Source organism: Paraburkholderia sp. Tr-20389 (assembly GCF_017104565.1).
Classification (GTDB): domain Bacteria; phylum Pseudomonadota; class Gammaproteobacteria; order Burkholderiales; family Burkholderiaceae; genus Paraburkholderia.
The window spans coordinates 122,441-135,803 of the sequence record NZ_JAAGPD010000015.1 but is presented as its reverse complement, the minus strand read 5'-3'; the positions used below and the strand labels follow the sequence as shown (position 1 = coordinate 135,803).

At 65.2% G+C, this 13,363-nt stretch carries 7 protein-coding genes; all 7 read left to right on the top strand.

All coding sequences use genetic code 11. The features are described 5' to 3' along the window. Window positions 1–365 precede the first annotated feature (365 nt). The 7 genes from G3N95_RS17110 (at window position 366) to pelG (ending at window position 13,353) form a co-directional block, all read left to right on the top strand. On the top strand, window positions 366–3,239 hold the full coding sequence (locus G3N95_RS17110; RefSeq protein ID WP_205971272.1) for a sugar ABC transporter: 2,874 nt from the start codon (window positions 366–368) through the stop codon (window positions 3,237–3,239). Next, complete coding sequence (locus tag G3N95_RS17105) at window positions 3,229–7,197, top strand: tetratricopeptide repeat protein (protein WP_205971271.1); 3,969 nt, start codon at window positions 3,229–3,231, stop codon at window positions 7,195–7,197. Before G3N95_RS17110 ends, G3N95_RS17105 begins: the two co-directional genes overlap by 11 nt. A 63-nt stretch (window positions 7,198–7,260) precedes the next feature. Continuing rightward, complete coding sequence (locus G3N95_RS17100) at window positions 7,261–7,812, top strand: penicillin-binding protein activator LpoB (protein WP_205971270.1); 552 nt, start codon at window positions 7,261–7,263, stop codon at window positions 7,810–7,812. Between the two features lie 97 nt (window positions 7,813–7,909). After that, window positions 7,910–9,325, top strand: coding sequence for a PelD GGDEF domain-containing protein (locus G3N95_RS17095; RefSeq protein WP_205971269.1), 1,416 nt, complete (start codon window positions 7,910–7,912; stop codon window positions 9,323–9,325). Then, window positions 9,318–10,367, top strand: coding sequence for a hypothetical protein (locus G3N95_RS17090; protein WP_205971268.1), 1,050 nt, complete (start codon window positions 9,318–9,320; stop codon window positions 10,365–10,367). The genes G3N95_RS17095 and G3N95_RS17090 overlap by 8 nt, the downstream gene beginning before the upstream one ends. Beyond that, window positions 10,364–11,980, top strand: a complete 1,617-nt coding sequence (gene pelF, locus G3N95_RS17085) for a GT4 family glycosyltransferase PelF (protein ID WP_205971267.1) — start codon at window positions 10,364–10,366, stop codon at window positions 11,978–11,980. Before G3N95_RS17090 ends, pelF begins: the two co-directional genes overlap by 4 nt. Beyond that, window positions 11,980–13,353, top strand: coding sequence for an exopolysaccharide Pel transporter PelG (pelG, locus tag G3N95_RS17080; RefSeq protein ID WP_205971266.1), 1,374 nt, complete (start codon window positions 11,980–11,982; stop codon window positions 13,351–13,353). Before pelF ends, pelG begins: the two co-directional genes overlap by 1 nt. The last annotated feature ends 10 nt before the right edge of the window (window positions 13,354–13,363 follow it).

The window sequence follows — 13,363 nt, the reverse complement described above, 5'->3', positions numbered from 1 at the left end:
GACAACGCCGAGTAAAAAAATAATCGAAATCGAATATCCGTTCGCGATTATCTGGTTAAACGTTTGCGAGCCTTTCTCAGCGTAAATCGATATTTGCGAGGCACGCGGGCAGGCGTTTTCAGCCTCGTGATATTTTTGCGACACCTCTTCCCGTCGGGGCGGAACGCGTTAAAATGCGCGCCGATTCACAGAGATAGCGCTTCATATCCTCTGATCTTTCCAGTCTGCAGATTTTCATCCGTATGCAGTGCATTGCCCGATATTTGACATTTGGACATGCACTGCTGATCGAAGGGATCTAAATCCCAGGAAAACCGGTTTTTAAAGCCGGTCGGTAAAAAAGTAATAACCGAAGAAAAAATCGTATGCGAGCGGGGATTCAAACGATATTCGAAGCGCAATTGGCGCTCGACGGGGTGTTGCAAGGCTTCGGCCACGCAGTGCACAGCACGATGATGGCGCAACCGCGTGCCCTCGTGCGTGCGCTTGCGCACGCTCGCGTGGTTGCACTGGCCGCGGCGGCCGGCTTCGCGATGCATGGCGTCGCGGCGCAGGCTCAGTCGCCCACACGGTTGGCAACGCAGCCGTCCACTCAGTTGCACGCGCAAGCATCGGGCGACGCTCAGGCGCCGCGCGTCAATCTCGCGTTCTTCTATGGTTCGCGTGTGCCCGTCGGCGAATTGCAGGCCTTCGATGCCGTCGTGATCGACCCCGCCGGCGGCTTCGATCCTGCCGCGCATCCGCTGCGTCACACCGTCTGGCTCGCGCGCACGCTCGCCGATGCCGCACAAGCCACGCCCGACGCGTTCGTCGGCGCGCAAATCGAGCCGTTGTGGAAGCGCGGCTATCGCGGCTTCCTGCTCGACACGCCCACAGCGATTGCATCGATCGACGCGATCCGCGCCGCGCATCCCGACGCGCGCCTCGTGATCGGTGGCGACGCTGCGTTGCAGGCCGCGCTGCCGCGCGCGAGCGCACTGTACGCAGTCGTCGGCCCGGCGCTTGTGCGCGACGCGCGGAACGGCAGTGTCGCGGCGAGCGAGCGCGACGCACGTGTCGCCGCTGCGCGCAGCTTCACGCAAACGACGGGCGTACCTGTCGTGTCGATAGAAACCTGTCCCACCGACGACCGCGCCTGCGCGCGCACGACGGCCGCGCAGGTGCTCGCCGCGGGCGTCACGCCGTATGTGTCGAATGCGTCGATGAACGTGGTCGGCATCGGCGCCATTGAAGTGCTGCCGCGCAAGGTGCTGATCGTGCAGGACAGCGAGGTGGACCTGCCGCTCGACGAAACGCCCGGCGTGCGCGATCTGGCGACGCCGCTCAACTATCTGGGCTACGACGTCGAATATGCGAACGTCAACGAGCCGTTGCCCGACGGCATCACGCCCGACCGCTATGCAGGCGTCGTCGCGTGGCTGCAGGGCGACGAGACCGCGAACAGCGGCGCGTGGCGCACGTGGATCGATGCGCGCATGGCCGCGCATGTGCCCGTCGTGTTCATGGGCCAGTTCGGTTTCGACGCGGCGGAAGACGAAGGCCGCGCGCTCGACCTGCAAGCCGTCGCGGGCCCGTTCGCCGACAAGATCGAAGTCGTGTCGCGCGATCCGATGATCGGCTTCGAAGTCGATCCGAAGCTCGGCACGCGCGACCTGACGGGCGTGCAGGCGGGAAGCGCGAGCAAATCGCTGCTGCGCGTGAAGAGCGGCGAAGCGACGCTCGACCAGATCGCGATCACGCCGTGGGGCGGCTTCGCGATGAGCCCGTACACGGTCGTGTCGCTCAACGGCATCGGCCAGGAGCGCTGGGCGATCCAGCCGATCGAGTTCCTGCGTCAGGCGCTGCGTCTGCAGCCGATGCCGTCGCCGAGCGTCACCACGGAAAACGGCCGGCGTCTGTTCATGTCGCATGTGGACGGCGACGGCTTCGCGTCGCGCGCGGAATTCCCGGGCGCAGACTATTCGGGCGAAGCGCTCTATCAGCAGATCTTCACGCGCTACAAGGTGCCGATGACGCTGTCGGTGATCGAAGGCGAAGTGGGGCCGAAGGGCCTGTATCCGCAGATCTCGCCGCGTCTGGAAGAGATCGCGCGCAAGATGTTCGCGCTGCCGTATGTCGCGATCGGCACGCACACGTACTCGCATCCGTTCGAATGGGAGAACGTCGACGCGAAGACGGGCGAGCGCGTGGATCGCGGCGGCGGCGACACGGCGTTCTCGCTGAACATCCCGAACTACACGTTCAACATCGATCGCGAAGTGACGGGCTCGATCGATTACATCGATTCGCGCCTCGCGCCTCCGGGCAAGAAAGTGACGATCCTGCAATGGCCGGGCAACTGCGAGCCGCCCGCGATCGTCGTGCGCAAGACCTATCAGGCCGGTGTCGACAACGTGAACGGCGGCGACACCGTCATCACGAAGAGCGCGAACAGCTGGACCAATATTGCGCCCATCGGCGTAATGAAAGGGCCGGGCGCCTATCAGGTGTATGCGCCGAACCAGGACGAGAACGTCTACACGAACGACTGGCTCGGCCCGTTCTACGGCTTCACGCGCGTGCTCGAAACCTTCGACATGACGGACAAGCCGCTGCGCTTCAAGCCGATCGACATCTACTACCACATGTATAGCGGCACGAAGGTCGCGTCGCTGCGCGCGCTCGACCAGATCTTCGCGACGGTGCTCAAGCAGCCCGTGCTGCCCGTGCACATGACGGACTACGCGCACAAGGTGCTCGACTGGCGTTCGTTCGCCGTCGCGCGCTCGGTGGAGAGCGAAGCAGCCAACGCGAAGTCGAATGATTGGATCGTGCGCGGCAACGGCGAAGTGCGCGAGCTGCACTGGCCGTTGACCACGACGCCCGACCTGCATGCATCGCATGGCGTGACGGGCTACACGCCCGGTCCGGACGGCACCTATATCCACATCGCGGACGGCGCGGCTCGCGTGTCGTTCGACGAACCCGGAACGTTGTCGAAGGCGGGACCGCTGCCGTACATCGCCGAGGCGAACGGTTTCGTGCGCGACTTCAAGCGGGATGCAAACGGTCTGTCGTTCGAATTCGGCGGCTATTACGAGCCTTTCGTGAAGCTCGCGAATGCGCAGACATGCAGCGCGAGCGTCGCGGGCCGCCCGGTGCCGCTGAAACGCGACGGCGCGTACGCACGCTTCGACACGCCTCCCGTCAACGCACTCGAAGTCCATTACCAGCCCGTCGAGATCCGCTGTGAACGATAAAACGAACGACAAACGTCCCCGTATCGTTCCGCCGTGGCTCATCTACACGCTCGCGGGCGTGGTGGTCGCGACGATGTACGGCGTGTCGCCGCGCGGCGGATTGCGCAAGCGCGTCGCGTCCGTCGGTGCGCCGAGCGAGCTGAGCGTCGCGTATCTGGAAGCGTGGTCGAAAGTGCGGCCCGACAACGAAGAGTTTCTGTCGCTGCTCGGCGCGCAGTATCTGTATCTGGGCCGCACCGACGACGCCGAACGCATCGCCCGGCGCATGGAAGCGCTCGGCACAGACGACATGCTGCGCAGCGCGATGATGCTGCATCTGTCGGTGACGGAGCAGCGCACCTTTGCGATTCCCGAAGACGATCCACGGCGCGCGCCCGCGCTCGACGATCTGCGCGCGCGGCTGACGCAGGCTTCGAAGCTGCCGTGGGCGCCGAGGGATCTCGAGTGGCTCGCGCAGCGTTCTGCCGCCGTCGGCACGCCTGATCTCGCGGCGCATCTTTACGCGCGGTTGTCGGCGAACGATCCCGACGGCCGCAACAAGTGGGACACGCAGATTACGCGTTACGCGTTGCAGGTCGGCGACTACCGCGCGGCCGCCGACGCCTGGTTCCGTCAGGAAGCCACGGCGCAGACGCGCGACGAACAGCGCCGCTGTTTCGTCGCGGGCATCCGCACGCTGCAGTCGGGCAATCTGCTGAACGATGCGCTCACGGCCGCCGACGCGCATCTCGGCAAACTCGCCGACGATCCCGCGACGCTCGTCGTGATGCTCAATCTCGCGCGCGCGGCGAACCGCCCGGATGCCGTCGACCGTTACGCGAAGCTGCTGGCGAAGTACGCGCTGGCCGAACCGTCATCGCCGCTGGGCGAGCACGTGCGCCAAGTGGCGCAAGCGGCGTATGCCTATATGGATGGCCCCGTCGCGTATCGCCATCACGATGCGCTCGCCCGTCTGCGCGACGCGATGCGTGTGTCCGCCGAGCAGGAGCAGGGCAGTGTGCGCGTGATCCGGGTTGCAGCCGCAACGGCAGCACCACAAGCCGCAAGCAGTGCCTCAGGCGTGGACGACGCAACGCGAGCCGCGATCCGCTCGGACCCGAGCGTCGCTAATGTCGTGTTCCAGGCCTTCGTCGAATCGGGCGATCTGCCGAGCGCGCAGAAGGTTGCCGCGCAGCAGGTGCAGCGCGATCCGCGCGCCGTCGATTGGGTCAAGCGTCTTGCGCAGGTCGCGGAATGGAATCGCGACCCGTCGCTCGCGCTGAAGTCGTGGCTCGACTATGCGCAACTGTCGAACGATCCGGTCGGCTGGCAGAACGTGCTGCGCATCGCGCCGATGCTCGACGACGACGAAGCGTATCTGACGGCGCTCGTGCACGAGGCGCGCGCCACGCCGAACGATCTGAAGCTGATCGATAACGTGACGGCCACCTACGAACGTCTGGGCCGTCCCGACGACGGCCTCGCGTTCCTGCGCTCGATGCCGCGCGCGCAGAACGCCGACGCGCTCGACCAGCGCATCGGTCAACTGGCCGAACGCGCGGGCCATGACGACCAGGCGCTTGCGACGTATCGCGCGGTGCAGGCGCGTCATCCCGACGATGCGAACGCGGCGCTGCGCACGGCGAGCGTGCTGTACCGTCAGGGCGACTATCGCGCGTCGCTTGCCGCGCTGAAGACTGCGCGTGCTGGTGCGAAAGACACCGACGAAGACTTCTGGCGCAACTACGCGGAACTCGCGCGCCTGCTGCAACTGGACGACGACGCGAACGAAGCGTACCGGCATCTGATCGCGAGCGGCGCGGCGACGCCCGAAGACCTCGGCGACATGACGTACTTCTACGATCCGTATCCAATCGATGCGGGCCGCGTCGCCGAGTTGCGCTATCGCCGCGATCACACGGTGCGCGCATTGCAGGACGCGATCTTCTATTACACCGATGCGCAGGCGATGGACCGCATCGCGACGCTGCTCGCGAGCCTCACGCCTGACGAACGCAAGGCAGCGGAAGCGTCGCCCGCGCTGCTCGGCGTGCGCGCCGAATACTATCGCCTCATCAACGAGCCGCAGATGGCGCTGGCCGATCTGAAGCGTGCCGTCGATCTGCCAGGCGCGAGTTCCGATCTGCGCGCCGCGTATCTGTGGACGCTCGTCGACTACGGCAGTGACGGCGATCTGCGCGAAGCGTTGAAGCGCTGGCGCGGCAGTGCCGATCAGAGTTCGGCATTGTGGGAGCCGTATGCCGCCGCCGAAATGCGCCTGAACCGGCCCGTTGCCGCGCTTGAATACTTGCGTCGCCAGTCGGCGATGATGTCGCGCGATCCGCTGTGGCTGCTCACGTACGCCGACGCGCAGGAGCAGGCGGGCCACGACGGCCTCGCGTGGTCGATCCGCAAGAAGGTGTGGCTGCAGATGCAGCAGGACGAAGCGCGGCTCGTGAAGCTGCATGGCGCGCAGCGCGCGGCGATGCGCGGCCGCACCGCGCAGGATGCCGAAACGCTCGACGACCTGCGCGGCCGGCGTGTGACGCTGTCCGCCGAATACGCGACGGGCGATGCATCGGCGGCGCTGCTCGACAGTCTGATGTCGGCGAAGCCGGCGTCGACGGACAACGCGATTGCGCGCCGCACGATGATCGGCACGGCAAAGGGCCTGCCCGGCGGCGCGCCGATGGATGGCGCCGCATTGCCCGAGAATGCGCGCGTGCGCGGCGCCGTCGCGAAGGAAGTGGCGGTGGCGTGGGCGCTGTCGAAGGAAAGCAATCCGCTCGCGAAGCGCTGGCTCGCGCAGCAGTACGCGGAGCGCCTGTCGCGTCCCGCCGATGCGCGGCTCACGATCGCGCTTGCCGAAAACGATATACCCGAGATGGAGCGTCTGCTCGCGCAGGAGCGCTCGCGCCTGCCCGTCAACGACCGCATCGATGCGACGATCGCAGTCGACCGGCCCGACCGCGCGCAGCAACTGGCCTTCGATGCGCTCGACGGCGCGCCGGAAGACACCGACCTGCATACGCGCGTGACGGAAACCACGCTCGACTGGCCGCAGTACATCGGCGCCGACGTGACCAACCATATCGAGCATCCGCTCGATTATGTCGAGACGACGCTCGCGGCGAGCCGCAAGGTGGCCGAGCGTTATCTCGTCGGCGTAACGGCCGTGCAGCACTTCCAGCATTCGACCGACATCACGCAGCTGACCAACGTGCCGTCCGTCGACCGCTGGCTCAATATCTACGGCGAGCGCCGCACGCGCGACACGTCGTTCATGATCACGGGCGGCCGCCGCGTCGGTTCGGCTGCGTTCTACACGCTCGATCTCGCCGCCGACTGGGGGCGCAGCTCGCCGCTGACGCTCGGCGTGCGCGCCGGCCGCAACCAGGTCGCCGACGAAAACCAGACGCTGCTGGTCGGCGGCATGAAGGACAACGTGATCGGCGACTTCACGTATCGCGCGACGGAACGCATCACCTTCACGGGCAGCGTCGAGGCCGACCGCTTCTATAGCCAGGCGCGCCATTACCTCGGCAGCGGCGTGCTGTCGACGGGCGAAGTGAGTTACCGCATCCGCACGAACTATCCGGACTACACGCTGCGCGCGTTGATCACGCACGGCGGCTACGGAGCAAGCGGCAGCGCCGACGCGCTGATGACGAACCTGCTGCCGACCGCGTTGCAGCCCGCGTCGCCGCAAGACTTCATGCCCGACACGTACACGCAGTACGGCTTCTTCTTCAGCTTCGGCGACGAACTGCTCGAGCAGTACACGCATGCCTGGCGTCCGTTCCTCGACGTCGGCATCGTGCACGACTCGATCCAGGGCTGGGGGCCGGACGTGAGTCTCGGCATCGCGGGCACCGTGTTCGGCGGCGATCACGCAGCCGTGTTTCTGCAGCATCAGCGCGTGTCGAAGATCGGCACGCCCGTCACGATACTGGGTGCGCGCTATCGATGGTTCTACTGAAGCCGTGCCGGCTAACCGTATCGGCAATCTGAGCGAATAACGACATTTCTGAGGAGTGGTTCGATGAGCAACATCAACGGGTGGTCTCGTTTGATCAAGTGGGTGGCGGCCGCGGCCGCATCGGCGCTGGTGCTGGGCGCATGCGGAACGGTCCGCCAGGCGGGGTCGCCTTCGCTCGAATCGAAGGACGCCGTCGCCGTGGTGACGATGGCGAACTTCACTGAAACGCCGGCGGCAGGCAGCAGCGCGGCCGCGATCGCGGCGAATGCATTGCGCGCGAACGGCTTCGCCGATGTGCGCCTCGCGCCCGTCGATGCATCCGCGAATGCGATGTTCGACACCGCGCAGCGCGATATCGGAGAGAAGAAGCTCGCGTGGGCGCGCGAACAGCGCGTGAAGTACGTGCTGACGGGCGCCGTCGAAGAGTGGCGCTACAAGGTCGGCGTGGACGGCGAGCCCGTCGCGGGCGTGACCTTCGAACTGATCGACGTGGCGTCGGGTCAGGTCGTGTGGAGCGCGACGGGCTCGAAGAGCGGCTGGACGCGTTCGAGCCTCTCAAGCGTCGCATCGTCGCTGATCGGCAGCCTGCTGTCGCCGCTGCGCACGCGCGGCTGATGTACGAGCGAACAAGCATGAGCGTTGCCCATGAACGCGACGCTCATGCTGCACGCTGCAATACCCCAGCAATTCGACACGTGATGAGGAGTCGGCTGTGAATACCGTCACCGCGCAAAGCGCCGCCAGTGCGGCGAAGCCGCGTCAATCGAACCCGTTCGGCAATCTGAGCGCGTGGCGGCGCCTCGTCGCGCCCGCGGTGTCGCGGCCGTTTTCCATCGTGGAGACGATCGTGTTCATCGGCGTGGTCTTCGCGGTGTGCTACGGGCTCGATCGCGACGATCCGTTCCTGATGCATGCGGGCTTTCCGTGGCTGTGGTTCGCGCCGCTCGTCGTCGCGCTGCGCTACGGCACGCTGCTCGGCCTGCTCGGCTGCGCGATGCTGATCGGCGCGTATCAGGTCTTGACGCAGGTGCTGCACCAGGGCGGCGCGGCTGCGTGGCCGACGCTGTTCTTCACGGGCGGCGTGCTGCAGACCATCGTCGCAGGTCACTTCGGCGATACGTGGGGCAGCCGCGCGCAGCGTGCGAACGCGATCAACGACTACCTGAACGACCGGCTCGTCGCGATCACGAACAGCCACTATCTGATGCGCCTGTCGCATGAGCGGCTCGAAAAGGATCTGCTGACGAAGCCGACCACGCTGCGCGACTCGATCACCGAACTGCGCCGTATCTCCGTCGCGCATGGTCTCGACACGAAACCGCATCGTTCGGGCGACATGCCTGGCACGCGCGAGCTGCTCGAATTCGTCGCGCAGGCCTGCCAGATCGAAGTGGCGGCGCTGTATCCCGTGCATGACGACAAGGTGGGGCGCGACGCGCTCGCGCATGTCGGCGACACATTCGATTTCGATCCGCGCGACGACCTGGTTCAGCGCGCGCTCGAAACGCGTGCGGTCGCGCATCTGAAAAGCGAAGACCGTCCCGTGGCGAACACGCGTCTGCTCGTCTGCGCGCCGCTCATCTCCGCCGACGGCCGGATGCTGGCGATGCTCGCGATCCGTCGCATGCCGTTCCTGTCGCTTAACTTCGACAACCTGCAGTTGCTGCTCGTGCTGCTCGGCTACTACGCGGACGGTGTCGAGCATTCGCAGCAGGTGCGCGACATCCTCAAGGCCGTGCCCGATTGCCCGTACGAATTCGCGCTCGACGTGAGCCGTCTCACGCGCCTCGAACGCTCGGCGGGCATCACGTCGTCGCTGGTCGCGCTCGTGTTCCCGCACGACGATGCCGGCGATTCGTTCTTCGAGCACGTGATGCGCCGCCGCCGGTCGCTCGATCTGATGTGGCCGGTGAAAGCGGCGGGGCAGTCGGTGCTGCTGAATCTGATGCCCGCAACGGACGCAACGGGCGTCGACGGCTATCTCGCGCGGATCGAATCGAGCCTGCGCTCGCAGTTCAATCTCGATCTCGAAGGCGCGCGCATCGGCGTGCATACGCTGCATCTGGGCAGCGACGAGCCGGGTCCGGCGTTGAAGCGTCTTCTCATGCGTAGTGGTCTCGATGGATAAGACCCAGGCAAACCGTCCGGCGGGCGGCGTCATCGGTTGCGTGCTGTCGGTGTTCGCGGCGCTCGGCATCCTCATCGTCGCGTGCGTGCAGGGCGTCGGCATCGTGTATTTCGCGCAGGTGCCGACGGGATACGATCCGCTCTTGCCCGTGATCGTGCTCGATGTCGTCTGTGGCGCGTTGCAGGCGCTGCTGTTCCGCCAGTTGCTGCCGCTGCGGTATCGCGAGCCGCGCGCGTGGAGCCTGCTGCTGCTCGGCCTCGCGTGCACCTTCGTGCCGCTGTTCGGCGGGCTGGTCGTGCTCGCGAGCTGCATCTGGGCGGCGCTCAGTCCCGCGTCGCATCCCGACGACGAAATGGGCGACGTGCCCGCGCCCGAGTTCGTCACGTATCTGATGTCGCGTGTCTCGCATGGTGGCGGTGCGCGTCTGCAGGCGCGTCTGATCAACACGAAGGTCGCCGCGTCGGACCGGCTGTCGGCGCTCGTCGCGATCCAGAGCATGCCGACGCGCACCACGGGCACGCTGCTGCGCGATCTGCTTGCGGATCCGGTGGAAGACGTGCGCCTGATCGCGTACGGCACGCTGGACCAGGCGGAAAACGACGTGATGCAGCGCATCTTCCATACGGCGAAGACGCTGGAGTCGGCGCAGTCGGACGAGGATCGCCACGCGCTCAACCGGAAACTCGCCGAGCTCTATTTCGAACTGATCTATCAGAACCTCGTGCAGGGCGCCGTGTACCGGCACACGCTCGAGCAGGCGGACCGTTATGCGGGCGCCGCGCTGGAGATCGATGACAGCGATGCCGCGCTGTGGATGATCCGCGGCCGCCTCGCGCTCATCAACGGCCACGCCGACGAGGCCGCGCGCTACATGGACCGCGCGCAATCGCTCGGCTTCCCGCGCGAACGTCTCGTGCCGTGGCTCGCCGAAGTCGAATATCTGCGCGGCGATTACGCACGCGTCTCCGAACTGCTCGCGTCGCTCGGCAATGCCGCGACGCTGCCGATGCTCAAACCCGTTGCGCGTTACTGGTCAACATGAAACCGTCACTGATGCGCCGCGCTGCGGACGCCGATGTCTGCCTGCTGCTCGAAGGCACGTTCCCGTTCGTGCGCGGCGGCGTGTCGAGCTGGGTCAACGAAATGCTCCGCTCGTATCCGGACCTGCGCTTTGCGATTGCGTTCATCGGCAGCCGCGAAGAGGACTACAAGGGCGCGGCTTATGCGCTGCCCGACAACGTCGTGCATTTCGAAGCGCACTATCTGTATGAAGCGGGCGCCGCCGACGACCAGGCCGCGCGTGAAATCCCCGGCGATGCCGACGCGTTCGCGAAGTCGGCTGCACTGCACGAGGCCTGGCGCAACAAGGGCGGGGTGGAGCCGGGCGCGATGATGGCCGGGATGGTGCAACTGATCGGCGACAAGGCGCCGCTGAGCGAGGAGCAGTTCCTGACGAGCCGCGCGGCGTGGGATTTCATCGTCGATCAATATCACCGCTACTGCACGGACCCGTCGTTCACCGATTACTTCTGGACCGTGCGCATCATGCACCAGCCGCTGTGGCAGCTCGCGCGCGTCGCGGAGCAGTTGCCGCCGGCGAAGGTGTACCACACGGTGTCGACGGGCTATGCCGGCTTTCTCGGCGCGTTGCTGCACTACCGGACAGGCCGGCCTTTGCTCGTGTCGGAGCATGGCATCTATACGAAAGAGCGCAAGATCGACCTGCTGCAAAGCCAGTGGATTCGCGATAACCGCGGTGCGTTCGAACGCGACATTTCGAAGATCAGCTACTTCCGCGAACTGTGGGTGCGCTTTTTCGAAGCGCTCGGCAAGCTCGCGTATGACGCCGCCGACGATATCGTGGCGCTGTATGAAGCGAACCGTCAGCGGCAGATCGCGGACGGCGCGCAAGCGGAGCGCACGCGCAACATTCCGAACGGCGTCGATGTCGACGGACTCGCGCCGCTCATCGAACAGCGTGTGTCACGGCCGCGCAATGTGGTCGCGCTGATCGGCCGCGTCGTGCCCATCAAGGACATCAAGACTTTCATTCGCGCACTCTTCATTGCGTCGCGCGCGATGCCCGATATCGAAGGATGGATCGTCGGTCCCGAGGAAGAAGATCCCGCGTATGCGCAGGAATGCCGCGCGCTCGCCGAAAGCCTGGGTCTAGCGAAGAACGTCAAGTTCCTCGGTTTCCAGCGCATCCACGACATCCTTCCGAAGGTCGATGTGATCGCGCTGACGTCGATCAGCGAGGCCTTGCCGCTCGTCGTGCTGGAAGGCTTCGCGGCAGGCATTCCGTCGATCACGACGGACGTGGGTTCGTGCCGGCAACTGATCGAAGGCTACGGCGACGAGGACCGCGCGCTGGGTGCGGCGGGCAGCGTCGTGCCGATCGCGAACCCGGCTGCGTTCGCGCAGGCGGTGCTCGATCTGCTCGGCGACGAGCCGCGCTGGCTGGCCGCACAGAAGGCGGGTATCGAGCGTGTGCGGCGTTTCTATACGAAGGCGCAGATGACGGATCAATATCGCGTGCTGTATCAGCGTCTGATGGCGGCGGCGCCCCGCGTCAAGGCGGCCGGAAGCACGCAAGGCGGCTGTCCGATGCATGCGGGCAGGTCGGCAGCGCCACAGACGGAAGAGGTGCGCTGATGGCCGGCATTGGTTTCGAACTTCGCAAGATACTCAAGCACCAGACGCTGCTCGGCGTCGCGCGTGCCTATGCCTATGCAGGCCTGATCAGTTCGGGTCCGCTGATCCTGTCGATCTTCGGCATTCTGGTCATCGGCGTGATGAGCCTCGCGTTCGTGATACCCAAGTACGCGATCGTGCAGTTCCAGGTGTCGGTCACGTATCTGATCGCGTGCAGTCTGATACTGACGGGGCCGCTGCAATTGTCGTTTACGCGCTTCATCTCGGACCGACTGTTCGAGAAGCGGGACGACCTGGTGCTGTCGAACTACAACGGCGTCGTGCTGATTTCGACGGCGGCCTCCGGCGTGCTCGGCATGCTTGCGGTCGGCTTCGGTTTTCGCGGCGAGCCGCTCGTCTACCGGCTGCTGATGGTGGCGGGCTTCGTCGTCGTCAGCAATATCTGGATCGCGGTGATCTTTCTGTCGAGCGTGAAGCAGTACCGGCAGATTCTCTACGTGTTCGCGCTCGGCTACGGCTGCACCGTCGCCTTTGCGCTGATGCTCAACACGCATGGGCTGCCGGGCCTGCTCGGCGGCTTCGTCGCGGGGCACGTGGTGCTGCTCGCGGGTTTGTCGGGGCTCATCTATCGCAACTATCGCAGCCCGCGCTTCATCTCGTTCGAGGTGATCCAGAAGCGCTTCGCGTATCCGAGTCTCGCGATGGTGGGCCTCCTGTTCAACCTCGGCGTGTGGATCGACAAGTTCATGTTCTGGTATGCGCCGGGCACGGGCTCGAAGGTGATCGGGCCGCTCAATGCGTCGGTGATCTACGACATTCCCGTGTTCATCGCGTATGTGTGCGTGATGCCCGGCATGGCGACATTCCTCGTGCGCATCGAAGCGGATTTCGTCGAATACTACGACCGCTTTTACGACGCCGTGCGCAGCGGCGCGACGCTGCGCCATATCAACGACATGCGCGACATGATGGTCGGCAGCGTGCGTGCGGGCCTCTATGAGATCGTGAAGATTCAGGCGGCCGTGCTGCTGCTGATTCTCGCGTTCGGCCGTCTGGTGCTCGATGCGCTCGGCATTTCGTCGCTGTATATGCCGCTGATGATCGTCGATGTGATCTCCGCGAGTCTGCAAGTGCTGCTTCTAGGGCTGCTGAATGTGTTCTTCTATCTCGATGCACGGCGCACGGTGCTGCGGCTGTGTATTGCATTCGTGCTGTTGAACGGTATTCTGACGGGTATTACGCTGCTGATGCAGCCGGACTTCTACGGCTATGGCTTCGCGCTGACGCTGCTGATTCTCGTCGTCGCCGCGGTGCAGCTGCTCGATCGCAAGTTCGGCAAGCTCGAATACGAAACCTACATGCTGCGCAACTAGGCGCTACGTG

What these genes read in the sequence shown, in the direction of transcription:
- pelF (WP_205971267.1), top strand. Translation starts at nt 10,364, where the DNA reads ATGAAACCGTCACTGATGCGCCGCGCTGCGGACGCCGATGTCTGCCTG.
- G3N95_RS17100 (WP_205971270.1), top strand. Translation starts at nt 7,261, where the DNA reads ATGAGCAACATCAACGGGTGGTCTCGTTTGATCAAGTGGGTGGCGGCC.
- G3N95_RS17090 (WP_205971268.1), top strand. Translation starts at nt 9,318, where the DNA reads ATGGATAAGACCCAGGCAAACCGTCCGGCGGGCGGCGTCATCGGTTGC.
- pelG (WP_205971266.1), top strand. Translation starts at nt 11,980, where the DNA reads ATGGCCGGCATTGGTTTCGAACTTCGCAAGATACTCAAGCACCAGACG.
- G3N95_RS17110 (WP_205971272.1), top strand. Translation starts at nt 366, where the DNA reads ATGCGAGCGGGGATTCAAACGATATTCGAAGCGCAATTGGCGCTCGAC.